15 protein-coding genes are annotated in these 15,793 nt (G+C 52.0%); 12 read left to right on the top strand and 3 right to left on the bottom strand.

Features of this window, described 5'->3' with window-relative positions; all coding sequences use genetic code 11:
* Positions 1–62: 62 nt before the first annotated feature.
* The 4 genes from MKX51_RS16570 to MKX51_RS16555 all read left to right on the top strand — a co-directional run bounded on the left by MKX51_RS16570 (position 63) and on the right by MKX51_RS16555 (position 3,959).
* A complete protein-coding gene (locus MKX51_RS16570; protein WP_340940299.1) occupies positions 63–1,622 on the top strand; it encodes an ABC-F family ATP-binding cassette domain-containing protein in 1,560 nt (519 codons plus the stop codon).
* Between the two features lie 79 nt (positions 1,623–1,701).
* Complete coding sequence (locus MKX51_RS16565) at positions 1,702–2,745, top strand: ThiF family adenylyltransferase (protein ID WP_340993189.1); 1,044 nt, start codon at positions 1,702–1,704, stop codon at positions 2,743–2,745.
* 16 nt (positions 2,746–2,761) lie between these two features.
* A complete protein-coding gene (locus tag MKX51_RS16560) occupies positions 2,762–3,067 on the top strand; it encodes a Dabb family protein (protein ID WP_340993188.1) in 306 nt (101 codons plus the stop codon).
* Between the two features lie 133 nt (positions 3,068–3,200).
* A complete protein-coding gene (locus tag MKX51_RS16555; RefSeq protein ID WP_340993187.1) occupies positions 3,201–3,959 on the top strand; it encodes a response regulator in 759 nt (252 codons plus the stop codon).
* Positions 3,960–4,035: 76 nt separating this feature from the next.
* Here the strand turns inward: MKX51_RS16555 and MKX51_RS16550 are convergent, their stop codons facing one another.
* Together MKX51_RS16550 and MKX51_RS16545 are read right to left on the bottom strand one after the other, a co-directional pair.
* Positions 4,036–4,575 carry a C40 family peptidase gene (locus tag MKX51_RS16550; protein ID WP_340940304.1) on the bottom strand — a complete coding sequence of 180 codons (540 nt, stop codon included), beginning with the start codon at positions 4,573–4,575 and terminating at the stop codon, positions 4,036–4,038.
* Between the two features lie 281 nt (positions 4,576–4,856).
* A complete protein-coding gene (locus MKX51_RS16545) occupies positions 4,857–5,498 on the bottom strand; it encodes a thiamine diphosphokinase (protein ID WP_340995633.1) in 642 nt (213 codons plus the stop codon).
* A gap of 165 nt (positions 5,499–5,663) precedes the next feature.
* On the opposite strand from MKX51_RS16545, the gene MKX51_RS16540 reads away from it, so the two are divergent.
* Positions 5,664–6,137 carry a low molecular weight protein-tyrosine-phosphatase gene (locus MKX51_RS16540; protein ID WP_340944521.1) on the top strand — a complete coding sequence of 158 codons (474 nt, stop codon included), beginning with the start codon at positions 5,664–5,666 and terminating at the stop codon, positions 6,135–6,137.
* Between the two features lie 135 nt (positions 6,138–6,272).
* Here the strand turns inward: MKX51_RS16540 and MKX51_RS16535 are convergent, their stop codons facing one another.
* Positions 6,273–7,004, bottom strand: a complete 732-nt coding sequence (locus MKX51_RS16535) for an alpha/beta hydrolase (protein WP_076079333.1) — start codon at positions 7,002–7,004, stop codon at positions 6,273–6,275.
* Between the two features lie 265 nt (positions 7,005–7,269).
* Here MKX51_RS16535 and pdhA point away from each other — a divergent pair, with 265 nt between their 5' ends.
* The 7 genes from pdhA (at position 7,270) to MKX51_RS16500 (ending at position 15,685) form a co-directional block, all read left to right on the top strand.
* Complete coding sequence (gene pdhA, locus MKX51_RS16530) at positions 7,270–8,337, top strand: pyruvate dehydrogenase (acetyl-transferring) E1 component subunit alpha (protein ID WP_340753349.1); 1,068 nt, start codon at positions 7,270–7,272, stop codon at positions 8,335–8,337.
* A 15-nt stretch (positions 8,338–8,352) separates the two neighbouring features.
* Entirely contained in the window at positions 8,353–9,330 is a 978-nt protein-coding gene (locus MKX51_RS16525; RefSeq protein ID WP_036726449.1) for an alpha-ketoacid dehydrogenase subunit beta, read from the top strand.
* A 106-nt stretch (positions 9,331–9,436) separates the two neighbouring features.
* The gene (locus MKX51_RS16520) at positions 9,437–11,092 is read left to right on the top strand and encodes a 2-oxo acid dehydrogenase subunit E2 (protein WP_340993186.1); all 1,656 of its coding nucleotides are present in this window, start codon (positions 9,437–9,439) and stop codon (positions 11,090–11,092) included.
* Positions 11,093–11,095: 3 nt separating this feature from the next.
* Complete coding sequence (gene lpdA / locus MKX51_RS16515) at positions 11,096–12,508, top strand: dihydrolipoyl dehydrogenase (RefSeq protein ID WP_076079331.1); 1,413 nt, start codon at positions 11,096–11,098, stop codon at positions 12,506–12,508.
* A 250-nt stretch (positions 12,509–12,758) separates the two neighbouring features.
* Complete coding sequence (gene thyA / locus MKX51_RS16510) at positions 12,759–13,553, top strand: thymidylate synthase (protein ID WP_340993184.1); 795 nt, start codon at positions 12,759–12,761, stop codon at positions 13,551–13,553.
* A complete protein-coding gene (locus MKX51_RS16505; protein WP_339309993.1) occupies positions 13,550–14,041 on the top strand; it encodes a dihydrofolate reductase in 492 nt (163 codons plus the stop codon). The genes thyA and MKX51_RS16505 overlap by 4 nt, the downstream gene beginning before the upstream one ends.
* A gap of 156 nt (positions 14,042–14,197) precedes the next feature.
* Entirely contained in the window at positions 14,198–15,685 is a 1,488-nt protein-coding gene (locus tag MKX51_RS16500) for a glutamate synthase subunit beta (protein WP_340940310.1), read from the top strand.
* Positions 15,686–15,793: the final 108 nt, after the last annotated feature.

The raw sequence follows: 15,793 nt of genomic DNA, 5'->3' as shown, positions 1-15,793 counted from the left end.
GATATCTATAATGATTGAACCTCTTGGTATTTACAATATAGAATGGAGCTTGCAGAGAATTTATGAGTTTACTTAGTGTGGAAGACGTTTCCCATAATTTCGGGGACCGGGTGTTGTTCAAGGATGTCTCCTTCCGTCTGCTGGATGGAGAGCATGTGGGAATCGTGGGTGCGAACGGCGTGGGCAAATCGACGCTGATGAATATTTTGACCGGCAAATTATTGAAGGACAACGGCAAGGTGGAGTGGACGCCGCGGGTCCGTTACGGATATCTGGATCAGCACACCCTGCTTACCGCCGGTAAAACCGTGCGCGATGTACTTAAAGATGCCTTTCTGCCGCTGCTGGAGCTGGAGCATGAGCTGCTGGCGATTACCGATAAGATGGGGGAGGCGAGTCCCGAGGAGCTGGACCTGCTGCTTGAGCAAATGGGCGACATTCAGGAGCAGCTTGATATCGGCGACTTTTACCTCATCGATGTGAAGGTTGAAGAGATGGCGAACGGACTGGGCCTGACGGCGATCGGTCTGGACCGGGATGTCACTTCCCTGAGCGGGGGACAGCGGACCAAGGTTCTGCTGGCCAAGCTGCTGCTGGAGAAACCGAATGTACTGCTGCTCGATGAGCCTACCAACTATCTCGATGTGGAGCATATTGACTGGCTGACGAATTATCTGAAGCAATATCCGTATGCGTTCATGCTGATCTCCCATGATACGGAATTCATGAACAAAGTGGTCGATGTGATCTATCATCTGGAGTTCTCGAAGCTGACCCGCTATACGGCCAATTACGAGAAATTCCTGGAGATGGCGGGGATGAACAAGGCCCAGCATATTGATGCGTACGAGAAGCAGCAGGATTTCATCAAAAAGCAGGAGGACTTCATCCAGCGCAATAAAGCGCGTGCCTCCACCTCAGGCCGGGCCAAGAGCCGGGAGAAGCAGCTTGGACGGATGGAGCGGATTGATAAGCCGGAAGAGGCGATGAAGCCTGTGTTCCAGTTCAAGGAGAGCCGGGCCAGCGGGAAGACGGTGTTCGAGGGCGTTGATTTCGAGATCGGGTATGACCGTCCGCTGCTGCCAAGCAAGCTGAATATGATCATAGAACGCGGGGACAAGATTGCGATTGTCGGCTACAACGGGGTCGGCAAATCGACGCTGCTCAAAACCATCCTGGGTGTCATCCCTACGTACAGCGGCAAAACCTACCTGGGAGACTACCTGAGTTCAGCCTATTTCCAGCAGGAGCTGAAAGCAGAGAATATCACGCCGATTGAAGACGTATGGAATGAATTCTCCGGTCTGACCCAGAATGAAGTGCGTGGCCATCTGGCCCGCTGCGGTCTCAAAAACGAGCATATCACCCGTCCGATGAACATGCTGAGCGGCGGTGAGCAGGCCAAGGTACGATTGTGCAAGCTGATGATGCGTGAGAGCAACTGGATTCTGTTCGATGAGCCTACGAATCACCTTGATATTGTGGCCAAGGCTGAGCTTAAGCGGGCGCTTATGGAATACAAGGGAACGATTCTGCTGGTGTCTCATGAACCGGAATTTTACGAGGATTGGGTGACGAAGGTCTGGAATGTGGAGCAATGGTCCGCGCAGACCGTATACTAATGGAGTCCGGGAAAAGTGGAGGTCTGCGCTTTTCCCGGTTTTTTACCAAAAACCTACATACATAGGGGGCTGTTCAGAGATGGGTCCTGATCAAAACACGCCGGTTGGCAGATATTCAAGACAGGTCCGCTTCGCGCCGTTCGGCGCAGCAGGACAGCAGGGACTGGGACGTTCCTGTGTGCTGGTTGTTGGCATGGGGGCGCTGGGAACAGGCATCGCCGAGACTTTGGCCCGCTGCGGGGTTGGGCGGCTTATCCTTGTTGACCGTGACTATGTGGAATGGAGTAACCTGCAACGCCAGCAGTTGTATACGGAAGATGATGCCCGTGTGCGCACGCCCAAGGCGGCTGCAGCCCGTACCCGGCTGATGGCGGTCAATTCGGAGATTGTGATCGAGGCTCATGTGCTTGATGTACGTGCAGAGGAGCTGGAGAGCCTGCTTCCCGGCGTGGATCTGATTATGGACGGGACCGATAATTTCGATACCCGGCTGATTATCAACGACCTGGCGCAAAAGCACGGCATTCCCTGGATCTATGGAGCCTGTGTCGGCAGTTACGGCATTACGTATACGATTCTGCCGGGTGAAACCCCCTGTCTGAATTGTCTGCTGGGCACGATTCCGCTGGGCGGGGATACCTGCGACACAGCCGGCATTCTTCCGCAAGCAGTGCAGATGGTGACTACGAACGGAACGGCTGAGGCGCTGAAGCTGCTCGGCGGGTTCAAGGACAAGCTGCGCGGCAAGCTGTTGACCTTCGATATCTGGCATAACGAGCAGCAGGAGATTGGCGTGAGGGCGGCGAAGAAGAACGACTGTCCCTCATGCGGTGAATCACGGAGCTATCCGTATCTGTCAGCCTCTAATACAGAGCGCAGCGACGTGCTGTGCGGCAGGGATACGGTGCAGATCCGTCCGGCACACCGCAGAAGTCTTGACTTGGAGGAGACGGCTGCCCGCCTGTCCAGGCTCGGCAGCGGCAAGGTGGAGCGCAACCCGTATCTGGTTTCTTTTACAGAGGAGCCGTACCGGATGGTTGTGTTCGCAGACGGGAGAGCCTTAATACATGGAACCAGTGATATCGCTGCCGCCCGCAGCTATTATCACCGGTATTTCGGTTGAATGGAGGAGAAACGTAATGAACAAAGGAACGATCCGTCATATGGCTGTATTCACACTGAAATCTGCCCCGGATTCGGAGGAGACCAGAGCTTTCCTGCGGGATGGAGCTGAGATTCTTAGCGGGATTCCGGTGGTGGAGAATTTCGAGGTGCTGCGTCAGGTCAGCGCCAAGTGTGAGCATCAGTACGGCTTCTCAATGGAGTTCGCCGATCAGGCGGCTTATGATGCTTACAATAGTCATCCGGCGCACCAGGCTTTTGTAGCAGAGCGCTGGGACACCCAGGTAGCGGCATTCCAGGAGATCGATTTCGTACAAATATAAGAATTTATAGGTTTCATACGATTTGTACCGCAAAGAGACCATTCCCCCGAATGGTCTCTTTGTTTTGCGGGAATTCTAGGTATCATCTGCGGCGGCACAGCCGGTGCAAGACTGGTACAGGGGGACTATCCCGGTGAATGAAAAGATAGCATGGTATATACCCGGTCCGCGCCCGGATAACCATGAAGCTGATGCAGACAGAGAGGATAGGGCTGCCGGCCATATCGGGCTAGAGGAGGCCATCCATAGCCTTGGTATAAGAACAGCAATAAGCGAAGACCTGAATAGTCTTCGCTTATTGCTCTCAGGCGGTGAGCCTGTGCTTCTGCTCGCGGAGCTGGAGGAACCCGGAGGCTGGGCGGGCTGGGAAGCTGTCTCGGAGGCGCGGAAGGAGGGGATGATTCTGCCGGTGATGGTCATATCCGGAGGGGCACCTGAAGTGAAGGGGGAAGCGGCTGTCTCCGTATTCGATGCCGGAGGCAATGAATATATGGAGAAGCCTGTACATACCGGTGAGTTCAAATGCAGAATATTGAATTTACTTAAGCTGACAGGCCGCCGCAGAGATACGGCCTCGTTGCTTAAGGTGGACGGATTACTCCTCGATCCCGGGCGCCGGCAGGTCAGCCGGGATGGAGCCGAGCTGAAGATGACCCCCAAGGAATTCGATCTGCTGTATTATCTGGCAGAGCATCTGGGTGAAGTCTGTCCCCGTGCTGAGATATTACAGCAGGTATGGGGGTATCATTTTCATGCGGACACCAATGTGGTGGATGTCTACATCCGGCATCTGCGACTGAAGGTGGATAAAGGCCGCCGGAATAAACTGATTCATACGGTGCGTGGAACCGGATATGTACTGCGGGCACCGGAGAGCGGGGCCACAAGCTGACGGCCGCTGCGAAGCAGCTCTCCGGCTATTAGAACTTGTACTCTCTTGGTACAAGCTACAATTAAGCTTTCCGCTGTTATAGTACGCGGCGTGATTTCAGGTAGGTTTTTTTCCAGTTGCCCGAATTCAGATCGGAAATGGTCACGCCGGGTGAGCCGTAAGTGTGCAGGATCTTGCCATTGCCGGCATATACCGCTACATGGGTTACGTTCTTGCCGTTGGCCCGGCTTCCGCTGGAGAAGAACACCAGATCGCCGACACGCAGATTGGCTTTGCTGACCGATTTACCCATTTTAGATTGGGCTACGGACGTACGGGGCAGATCCACACCATATTTTTTGAAGATAAATTGAGTAAAGGAGGAGCAGTCAAAATAACGTGTAGTTGAAGTGGAGGCACCGAACTGGTAACGCGTCCCCAGATACTTTTTACCGAAGCTGACCACTTTGGAGCCGGTGGAAGATGCGGATACGGAATCGGCACTTACAGAATCGGCGGATACAGCTGAAGCGGCAGCAGGGGCTGTTCCTGCTCCGGTTGCGAGTAAGGCGCTGAACCCGATTGTTGTGCACAGACCGATTGTCATTGCTTGCTTGAACCATTGTTGCTTATTCATGTTGTATACCTCCAAGGTTGTAATGAATTCTAGTAGTTTCGTTCGTCTGATTCGTAGTATAGCAGGTTATGACAGGCCTAAATTATGGAAGAGATGGGCTAAATGCAGGCGGGATATACAATGTAAGCGTTTTATTAAAATCGCATTAAAAGTTACAAAATATTAATATTTAGCTATCTTGCTCAACAAAAAAAGCCGGGAATCCCTTGAGCATCAAGGAGAATCCCGGCTTTTCGATTTTGAAACAAAGGTTACAGCGATGTCTCCAGAAATCTATGTATTCAGTCCTTGCTCTGAATAATCAGCAGAAGTCCGCTCTCAATCTGAACGGTCCCGCTCTGCTCCAGCAGCACATTGCTCACGGCCAGGGATTGCCCTAACTTGAGGGTGGCGTTCTCCAGAGGATATTGGAAGCCCTGAAGGGTGATGCCCGTTACCTCGGGAGTCAGAGGCAGCAAGGAGACATAGGAATACCCCCGTTCCTCTACAACCGCCTGAGAGCCGGTAAGCGTAATGTAGTTGTTCGCATCCATAATAGAGCAGGCTACCTGCCGTTGCAGTGCTCTTGTCATCATTTGAATGCTGGCCAGCGTATGGTCCATGCGCGTACCCGTTACCCCGATCATCAGAATAGACTGCGGCTGGAGGTTCAGGGCAAGATCCAGGGCCATTTCACTGTCGGTGAGGTCTTTGTTGACCGGATCACAGCTTATAGTCTCCTTGCTTCCCGCCTGAATCCGCTCCAGTGCCTCAGGAGAGACAGAATCGAAATCACCAACGGCAAGCTGGGGGGTGAAGCCATGATCAATCAGGAACAGCGCTCCCCGGTCAGCACCGATAATATAATCCTCTTCATCTAATAAGTGCAGGCATTCCGCGGTCAGTTCACCGCCTGCAACAATTACAATACGCCCGGATGGCAATAGCTCCCCCTCCTTGTTGTTCATTTAAGTTCATCATCCTGAACAGTATATAGCAGTTTCAAAAGTTGTACAATTGCCCCGCTGACGCTAAAATAGGGTTAGTGCGGTTCGCCGCACCATCCCTTACGGATGATTAGGAGTGCTTGAGCGCAGGAGGTGAGAGGGATCGTTAATGTGTTGTTTGTATGTCTGGGGAATATTTGCCGTTCGCCGATGGCGGAAGCTGTGCTGCGCAGCAAGATTGAACAGCGTCAGCTTGCGGATCAGATTACAGTGGATTCTGCAGGAACGGGAGACTGGCATATCGGGAAAGCGCCGCATGAAGGGACAAGGCGTATCCTTGATCTGCACGGCATCAGCTATGAGCATATGAGAGCAAGGCTGGTAGCCAGTGAGGATTTCGGGAGATTCGAATATATCATCTGCATGGACAAGTCCAACGGGGAGAATGTGCGCAAAATTCCCGGCGGCGAGCAGTCCAAGCTGTTGTTCTTCATGGATCTGTTGCCGGATGAGGAGCTGCGTGAAGTGCCTGACCCGTATTTCACCGGTAATTTCGAGCAGGTCTATGATTTAATCAATGCCGGTTGTGATGTGCTGCTGGAACGGATTATTCAGGAGAAGATACAGCAGGCATAGTGTACAGCCGGACCGGTTGCCGTCCTTATAATTTAAGGAACGGCACCGTATGTCCGATTCGTGATGAAAGCGCAGTCAATCGTGCTGTATACATAAGTTCGTAAGATGTTCACTTTTGGGGTTCTATTTGCTGTTTCAGGAGCTGAAGAAATAGAGTAATGATTCCGGGAGCTCTTTTTGCCAAAAACCCCAAAGATGCTGGCCGTCCTTCTCGCGGTAGGACACCGTGGCCCCCTTGGCTTCAAGCATAGCCTTGGTCTCCCGGTTCATCTCCACGAAATCATAGACGCCGGTATCGGTCTTGTAGTCGCGCTCTTGAAGCCCTACAACCATGTTGATCTGAAGCCAGGAGAGATCCTCCTCTTGGGATAGCAGCTCGCGGGTCTCGGGATAGTAAGCGCCGGAGAGGCTGAGCACACGGCTGAATAATCCCGGATACGCCAGCGCCAGGTGGAGGGAGACACTTCCGCCCAGGGAATCACCGGCTACGATCCGCTCCTCCGGTGTGCGCCGGACAGGATAATTATGTTCAATGAAGGGAATAATCTCTTCGGCGAAGCATGCAAGGTACTGCTTGAAGCGGCTGCCGAACGGTGCGTATTCAGCAGTGCGGACTGCCACGTTCACTTCGACGCCCACTATAATGAAGGGTTCCACATCCTGCTCCAGAATCAGCTGACCAGCCAAGGTGGCAATCCGGCCGAAGTTGAAGAATTCTTCACCGTCCTGGCAGTAGACGACGGGATAGCTGAGTACTTCATTATATCCGGGGGGAAGATAGATACGCAGCTTGCGCTCTTCCTGCAGGTGTTCGCTCCACAGTGTTTGTTTTACAATTGTACGTTTCAGAAAAACAGGTTCGCTCATTGTCAAATCGTCACCCTTCATGTCGAATTTTGCTTAAGACTTAGTGTTGCGTTAAAATTAGCCAAGCGGCAAATGTGGGATATATCATTTACTTGATAAATATCCTTTAATCTGTTATAGGATATTTGAACGCCTGTTATACATACAAAATTTATGGAAACATAAATTTTATGCGTATTTCTTTGACGAAACAGATACAACAGGTGTATAATAATTCTATAACAGAGACCACTGATATTCAAATTTTTTTATTGAGGTGAAGATAATGACTAGAGTTCCTTATGAAGTGTATACAGAGGACGTTGAAGCCCTTACGGTTCTTTCCCCGGATGGAGAAATTATCAACAAGGAAATGATGCCTGACCTTACTGATGACCAACTGAAAGAAATTATGTACCGTATGGTATTTACCCGTACCTGGGATGACCGTGCTGTTAACTTGGGCCGTCAAGGCCGTCTAGGCTTCTACGCTCCGGTATCCGGACAGGAAGCTACAATGATCGGCAGCGAGTACGCTTTGCAGAAGGAAGATTTCGTCTGCCCGGGCTACCGTGATATTCCACAGCTCGTATGGCATGGCCTTCCGTTATATCAGGCGTTCCTGTATTCCCGCGGACATCAGCATGGCGGACAGATTCCTGATGGCGTGAATGTACTGATGCCTCAGATCATTATCGGAGCACAGATCCTTCATGCTACCGGTATTGCTATGGGCTTCAAATTGAAGAAACAGCAGAACGTTGCAATCACATATACCGGTGACGGCGGTTCGTCTGAAGGCGACTTCTACGAAGGCCTTAACTATGCAGGAGTATATAAGCTGCCGGTGATCTTCTTCGTTCAGAACAACGGCTATGCCATCACTACTCCGTTCTCGAAGCAGACAGCAGCGAAATCCATTGCCCACAAGGCGGTTGCCGCAGGGATTCCCGGAATCAAGATCGACGGTATGGACGTCTTTGCAGTAATCTCTGCTGTACAGCAGGCTGCTGAACGTGCCCGCAAAGGCGAAGGCGCCACACTGATCGAAGCGGTAACCTACCGTTTCCGTCCGCATTCCCTGTCCGATGATGCCAGTAAGTACCGTACGAAGGAAGAAGAAGGTCAATGGAATGAGAAAGATCCGATTGCCCGTCTCGCCAAGTACCTGGAGAAGAAAGGCCTCTGGACAGAAGAGGACACTCTGCGCGTAAGAGAAGAAGCGAAAGCAACGGTTAACGAGCAGATTAAGAAAGCAGAACAGACCGAAAAAATGACCATTCCCGGCTTGATCGACAGCATGTTCGAGGTAACTCCGAAACATCTTGAAGAACAAAAAGCCGATTTTGAATAAGGGGGATATCAGGCAATGGCACAGATGAATATGAAAGAAGCAATTCGTGACGCAATGCGCGTTGAACTGACTCGTGACCCCAATGTTCTTATCTTCGGAGAAGACGTTGGTAATGTTGGCGGCGTATTCCGTGTAACGGAAGGGCTGCAGAAGGAATTTGGCGAGGAGCGCGTATTCGATACACCGCTGGCAGAGTCCGCCATTGGCGGTTTGGCTTTCGGTCTTGGCGTGCAGGGCTTCCGCCCGATCGCTGAGATCCAGTTCGTAGGGTTCATCTTCGAAGCGCTTGATCAGATCGTTATTCAGGCAGCGCGTCTGCGCTGGCGTTCCGGGGGCAAGTACAATGCTCCTGTAGTCTTCCGCACTCCATTCGGCGGCGGCGTTAAGGCAGCCGAGCTGCATACCGATTCCCTGGAAGGCCTGATTGCCCAGAGTCCTGGTATCAAGGTAGTTATTCCTTCTAACCCATACGATGCGAAGGGACTGCTGATTGCTTCGATCCGCGACAATGACCCTGTATTCTTCATGGAGCACTTGAACCTGTACCATGCTTTCCGTGCAGAGGTGCCTGAAGGTGAATATACCGTTGAACTCGGCAAAGCGAATGTAGTTCGCGAAGGTACGGATGTATCTATCATTACCTACGGTCTAATGGTACATACAGCGACCAAAGCGGCCGACCAGCTCGAAAAAGAAGGCATCAAAGTCGAAATTATCGACCTTCGTACCGTTAGCCCGATTGATATCGACACCATTGTGGCTTCCATCAAGAAGACTAACCGTGCGATTGTTGTGCAAGAAGCTCAGAAGAGCTCCGGCGTAGCCGCTGAGGTTATTGCCCAGATTAATGAAAAAGCTTTGCTGCACCTGGAAGCCCCTGTGCTTCGTGTAGCAGGTCCAGATACAATTTTCCCGTTTGCTCAAATCGAAGATACTTGGATTCCTACCCCTGCACGTGTCATCACGGCAGTTAAGAAAGTCATGGAATTCTAGGAAGTAACGACCTTGCCGTCCTTGTATAAAGGGCGGCAGCCGTTTCTGTCTTCTACCAAACAGAGCTGTTGGAATAACTCAACATAATTTATAGGAGGTTATCAAGGTGGCAAAATTTGAGTACCGGTTCCCTGAGCTGGGCGAAGGTCTGCATGAAGGCGAAATTATCAAAATGCATATCAAAGCCGGCGACAAAGTAACCGATGACGATATCGTAATGGAAGTTCAGAACGACAAGGCGGTAGTAGAGGTTCCTTGTCCGGTCAACGGCACAGTGCTTGAAGTCTTCACCAAGGACGGCCAAGTATGCCGTGTAGGGGAAGTTGTAGCCATTATTGATGCAGAAGGCGACATCCCTGAGCAAGAGGGTGGCCATCCGGCAGAGCAGGCTTCCCAGGAAGCTGATGCAGCCAAGGGCGGAGCGGATACTACTTCTTCTCCGGCAACCAGCAGCCCGGCTACTGGCGGAGCAACGAACTTCGAATACAAGTTCCCTGAACTGGGCGAAGGCCTGCATGAAGGGGAAATCATCAAGATGCACATCAAGGTTGGAGACAAAATCACCGACGACGATATCATTATGGAAGTTCAGAATGATAAAGCGGTGGTGGAAGTTCCTTCCCCAGTCAACGGTACTGTAGTCGAAGTGTTCACCAAAGACGGCCAGATCTGCCGTGTAGGTGAAGTTGTGGCTATCATTGCTGCAGAAGGCGATGTTCCTCAGCAGGAGGGCGGCCACGCTGAAGCATCCGGTGCCCAGGCAGCAGCTCCTTCCCAAGGTACTGCACCGGCAGCAGCGGCAGCTCCAGCTCCTGACCGTGAAGTGCTGGCAACACCAAGCGTGCGTAAATATGCCCGTGACAAGAGCGTAGATATCTCCAAGGTGAACGGCTCCGGCAAGAACGGTAAGATCACACTTGAAGATGTGGAAGCCTTCCTGAAGGGCGGCTCTGCAGCACCAGCAGCAGCGGCTCCTGCAGCATCTGCACCGGCAGCAGCAGAAGCGCCAAAAGCTAAGGCAGCAGCTGCACCAGCAGCTTCCGCTTCCGGCAATGCTAACCTGGAAGAAGAACGCGTGCCATTCAAGGGTATCCGTAAAGCGATTGCCAATGCTATGGTTAAATCGGCTTACACTGCACCGCATGTTACCATTATGGACGAAGTGGATGTTACGGAGCTTGTAGCCTTCCGTGCCCGCATGAAGCCGGTAGCAGAGAAGAAGGGCGTGAAGGTTACTTATCTTCCGTTCATCGTGAAGGCACTCGTGGCCGCTTCCCGTCAGTTCCCTGCGCTTAACGCGATGATTGACGAAGCTACGAACGAAATTGTCTACAAGAAGTACTACAACATCGGTATTGCTACAGATACAGACAACGGCCTGATCGTTCCTGTCATCAAGGACGCTGACCGTAAGAGTATCTGGATGATCGCAAGCGCGATTACAGATCTGGCTGTACGCGGACGCGACGGCAAGCTGGCTCCGAATGAAATGAAGGGCAGCACGATCTCGATCAGCAACATCGGCTCTGCCGGCGGTATGTTCTTCACTCCGATTATCAACTTCCCTGAAGTTGCTATTCTCGGAACCGGACGTATCACTGAGAAGCCTGTTGTGAAGAACGGCGAAATCGTAGCAGCACCTGTAATGGCTCTGTCCCTGAGCTTTGACCACCGGATTATTGACGGCGCAACAGCACAGAATTTCATGAATTACATTAAGACCCTGCTTGCAAATCCTGATATGTTAGTTATGGAGGTGTAATTAATGGTAGTCGGAGACGCTTCAATCGAAATCGACACATTGGTAATTGGTGCAGGTCCCGGCGGGTATGTGGCGGCAATCCGTGCCGCCCAGCTCGGCCAGAAGGTAATCATTGTAGATAAATCGGAACTCGGCGGCGTATGCTTGAACCGCGGCTGTATTCCTTCCAAGGCCCTGATCTCGGCCGCACATCAATTCGAGGCTGCCCAGCACGGTGAAGTATTCGGTGTTACTGCCGAGAACGTCAAGGTGGACTGGTCCAAGACTCAGGCCTTCAAGAACGGCGTAGTCAAGAAAATGACTTCCGGCGTTACGAGCCTGATGAAGGGCAACAAGATCGAGGTATTCAGCGGAGAAGCTATGTTCATCAGCACAAACGAAGCCCGTCTGTTCAATGATCATGAATCCCCGCGCTATAAGTTCAATAACTGCATTATCGCAACGGGCTCCCGTCCGATTGAACTGAAGCCATTCCCGTTCGGCGGACGCATCCTGTCCTCCACGGAAGCGCTGGATCTGCCTGAAATCCCTAAGAGCATGATCGTTATCGGCGGCGGCTACATTGGTGCGGAGCTGGGTCAGATGTACTCCAAATTCGGCACCAAGGTTACCATCATTGAAGGTCTGGATACTGTTCTGCCTGGCTTCGACAAAGACATGACCCGTCTGGTTGCCAAGAATATGGCTAAGACCGGCATTGAAATTGTGACTAACGCCAAAGCGGAATCTGCGGTTCAGAACGATAAGGAAGTTACTGTGAAGTACTCCGTAGGCGGAGAGTCCAAAGAAGTGACTGCTGAATACCTGCTGGTAACCGTAGGACGCCGTCCGAATACTGATGGCGAGCTGGGCCTGGATCTGATCGGCGTTGAGCTGGATGACCGCGGTCTGGTGAAGGTAGACCATCAGGGACGGACTAACATTCCTAACATTTTCGCAATCGGCGATATCGTTCCGGGTCTTGCCCTGGCGCACAAAGCTTCTTACGAAGGTAAGATTGCTGCGGAAGCCATTGCCGGACACAAATCGGTTGTGGATTACAAGGTAATGCCGGCTGTAGTCTTCACAGATCCTGAATGCTCCAGCGTAGGTCTGACCGAGAAGGAAGCTAAGGATAAGGGCTATGCGGTGAAAGCCGGCAAGTTCCCGTTCGCAGGCAACGGCCGTGCCGTGTCCCTGAATGCTCCTGAAGGCTTCATCAAGATTGTAGCGAAGAGCGACAACAATCAGGTGCTTGGCGCACAAATCGTCGGTATCGAAGCTTCCAACCTGATCGCTGAGCTGGGTCTGGCGATTGAAATGGGCGCAACGCTTGAAGATATCGCACTGACCATCCATGCGCATCCAACCCTTGGCGAGATCGTTATGGAAGCGGCTGAGCTGGTAGAAGGCCACCCGATCCACGTAATGAAATAATAACCGCTTAAGCTTATGCGGTAAGAATATAAGAGGATGTTTCCGAAGCCATGCAGATGGTCAGGGAACATCCTCTTTTAGATAATGCCTGAAGTCTCTGTCATGAACGTTCGGAAATAGCTGGCAGTCAGGCCAATTCGGGTAGATAAATGTTTGTTTTTTTGCGTTTTTTTATCGTTAGGGAAGTTACAACGACCGTCAGCTCATGGTAAACTGATAGAAGAAAAAAGAGAGTGGGGTGTGATACGGCTTGCGTAACTACTTGGATTTATTGCAGGATATTCTCGACAACGGTACAGCTAAGAGCGACCGGACAGGTACAGGTACAGTGTCCGTCTTCGGGCGTCAGCTCCGCTTCGATCTGTCGAAGGGCTTCCCGCTGGTGACCACCAAGCGCATTCATCTGAAGTCGGTGGTACATGAGCTTCTATGGTTCCTCAAAGGGGATACCAATACAACGTATCTGAAGGAGAATGGCGTCTCGATCTGGGATGAATGGGCCGATGAGAACGGGGAGCTGGGACCGGTATACGGTTCGCAGTGGCGGGCCTGGGAGAGCAAGGACGGGCAGCATATCGATCAGATTGCGAAAGTAATTGAGTCGATTAAGCATAATCCCGATTCGCGGCGTCATATCGTCAGTGCGTGGAATGTAGGCGAGATTGAGCAGATGAAGCTTCCGCCCTGCCATTTCGTGTTTCAGTTCTATGTAGCGGGCGGCAAGCTCTCCTGCATGCTTACGATGCGTTCGGTGGATACGTTCCTTGGGCTTCCGTTTAACATTGCCAGCTACGCGCTGCTTACCCATATGGTGGCCCAGCAGACGGGGCTTGAGGTCGGAGAATTCATCTGGTCCGGCGGAGATGTGCATATATATACAAATCATATGGAACAAGTGGCTACACAGCTTGCACGGGAGCCTTATGCGCTGCCGAAGCTTAACATCCGCAGAGTACCGGACAGTATTTTTGATTATACCTTTGAGGATTTTGAATTTACCGACTATGTCTATCATCCGGGAATCAAGGCACCGGTTGCTATATGAGTATTACCATGATATGGGCGATGGCCTCAAATGGCGTAATTGGCAAAAATAATGACATGCCCTGGCATTTGCCGCTGGATTTCGCTTATTTCAAAGCAGAGACACTCGGCAAGCGGATGCTGATGGGCCGAAAAACCTGGGAGTCGCTGGGCAGCAAGCCGCTGAAGGGCCGTACCAGCCTGATTCTGACCCGCGATAAGAGCTTCGCACCCGAAGGGGCTGAGGTCATCCATACGCTGGCTGAGGCGCTGGCTGAGGGGCGCAAGGAGGATGAGCTGATGGTGATCGGCGGAGCCGAGATCTATAGCTTGATGCTGCCGTATGCCGACAAGCTGCGTGTTACACGGATAGAGGCGGAGATTGAAGGCGATACGAGATTCCCTGAGGTAGACTGGAGCCAGTGGAAGGAAGTTTCCAATACACCGGGACTCAAGAATGAGCAGAATCCGTATGATTATCGTTTTATGGTGTACGACCGCAAGGAGTGACAATGAAGCGTTTTCTCTGACACAAGATGTGAAATAGTACAAATAATCAGCAGATTAGTCCATTACAGTGCGAAAGTATTGAATGCTAATATAATTAAAATTAGAAATGGTGTACTATACATCAACACGAAGAGAACGGATGGGGGAAACGTATATATGTCTACACCTACTGGATTTATGGAGTATAAGCGCCAGCTCCCAGGGGACCGCGATCCCGAGCAGCGCGTGAAGGATTGGGAAGAATTCCACGAGCATCTGACCGAGGACGAGCTTCGGACCCAGGGTGCCCGTTGTATGGATTGCGGCACACCGTATTGCCACACTGGCATGGATATGAGCGGCGGTACTTCAGGCTGTCCCGTGCATAACCTGATTCCGGAGTGGAATAACCTGGTCTACCGGGGCTTGTGGAAGGAAGCGCTGGAGCGCCTGCACAAGACGAATAACTTCCCTGAATTCACCGGCAGCATCTGTCCTGCACCTTGCGAGGGCTCCTGTACCGTCGGTCTGATTGGACAGCCTGTTACGATTAAGACGATCGAGCTGGCCATTGTGGACAAGGGCTTTGAAGAGGGCTGGGTAGTCCCGAGTCCGCCGGAGAAGCGTACAGGCAAACGGATCGCCATTGTCGGCTCCGGTCCGGCAGGACTGGCCGCAGCAGCGCAGCTGAATAAGGCGGGTCACACGGTAACGGTCTTCGAGCGCAGTGACCGGATCGGCGGCCTTCTGATGTACGGCATTCCGACGATGAAGCTGGACAAACGTGTCGTACAGCGCCGCGTCGATCTGCTGGCTGCAGAAGGTATCGAGTTCGTGGTTAACACTGAGATTGGCAAAGACATTCCGGCGCAGCAGCTGGTGGATGAATATGATGCCGTTGTTCTCTGCGGCGGCGCGACCAAGGCAAGACGCTTCAATGTGGAGGGTCATGACCTCAAAGGGGTTATGTATGCCATGGATTACCTGAACGGCACGATCAAAAGCTATCTGAATTCCAATCTGGAGGATGGCAATTACGTATCCGCCGCAGGCAAGGATGTCATCGTACTTGGCGGAGGCGACACCGGCTCTGACTGTGTCGCGACCTCCCTGCGCCATGGCTGCAACAGCATTACCCAATTCGGCACGCATGACAAAGCGCCGCTTACGCGTGATCCGATTGCCAACCCTTGGCCGCAATTCCCGAATGTCTATACGCTGGATTATGCCCAGCAGGAAGCCAAGGCGGTCTTCGGTGAAGATCCGCGCGAGTTCTCGATCATGACGACGAAATTTGTCGGTGATGATGAAGGCAACCTGAAGGAGCTGCACACCGTGCAGATCCGCCGTATGGTGGATGAGACCGGACGGAAGATCTACCAGCCGGTTCCGGGCACCGAGGCTGTCTATCCGGCCCAGCTGGCACTGATTGCGATTGGCTTCGACGGACCGGAGCAGGATATCATTGAGGAGCTTAAGCTGGATACGGACCGCCGTACCAATGTGAAGGCCCGTTATGGCAAATTCAACACGAATGTGGATAAAGTATTCGCAGCCGGAGATATGCGCCGCGGACAGAGTCTGGTGGTATGGGCTATCAACGAGGGACGCGAAGCAGCGCGTGAAGTGGATAAATACCTGATGGGTTCGACTGTACTTGCTTAATTCTATATGTACGAAAAAGCCGTCCTTCAGCAATGCTGAGAGACGGCTTTTTATTATGCTCTTATTATGCTGCTATACCATTGAATGGCCTTCAATGCCCAAAAGATC

Source organism: Paenibacillus sp. FSL M7-0420 (genome assembly GCF_038002345.1).
In the GTDB taxonomy this organism is placed as follows: domain Bacteria; phylum Bacillota; class Bacilli; order Paenibacillales; family Paenibacillaceae; genus Paenibacillus_AQ.
Note: the sequence above shows the minus strand (reverse complement) of the source record. Positions and strands in the feature narration are given on the sequence as shown.

Excerpts from the sequence above, each read along its gene's own strand:
- MKX51_RS16570 (WP_340940299.1), top strand. The coding sequence starts at position 63 with ATGAGTTTACTTAGTGTGGAAGACGTTTCCCATAATTTCGGGGACCGG.
- MKX51_RS16565 (WP_340993189.1), top strand. The coding sequence starts at position 1,702 with ATGGGTCCTGATCAAAACACGCCGGTTGGCAGATATTCAAGACAGGTC.
- MKX51_RS16560 (WP_340993188.1), top strand. The coding sequence starts at position 2,762 with ATGAACAAAGGAACGATCCGTCATATGGCTGTATTCACACTGAAATCT.
- MKX51_RS16550 (WP_340940304.1), bottom strand. The coding sequence starts at position 4,575 with ATGAATAAGCAACAATGGTTCAAGCAAGCAATGACAATCGGTCTGTGC.
- MKX51_RS16535 (WP_076079333.1), bottom strand. The coding sequence starts at position 7,004 with ATGAGCGAACCTGTTTTTCTGAAACGTACAATTGTAAAACAAACACTG.
- pdhA (WP_340753349.1), top strand. The coding sequence starts at position 7,270 with ATGACTAGAGTTCCTTATGAAGTGTATACAGAGGACGTTGAAGCCCTT.
- MKX51_RS16525 (WP_036726449.1), top strand. The coding sequence starts at position 8,353 with ATGGCACAGATGAATATGAAAGAAGCAATTCGTGACGCAATGCGCGTT.
- lpdA (WP_076079331.1), top strand. The coding sequence starts at position 11,096 with ATGGTAGTCGGAGACGCTTCAATCGAAATCGACACATTGGTAATTGGT.
- MKX51_RS16505 (WP_339309993.1), top strand. The coding sequence starts at position 13,550 with ATGAGTATTACCATGATATGGGCGATGGCCTCAAATGGCGTAATTGGC.
- MKX51_RS16500 (WP_340940310.1), top strand. The coding sequence starts at position 14,198 with ATGTCTACACCTACTGGATTTATGGAGTATAAGCGCCAGCTCCCAGGG.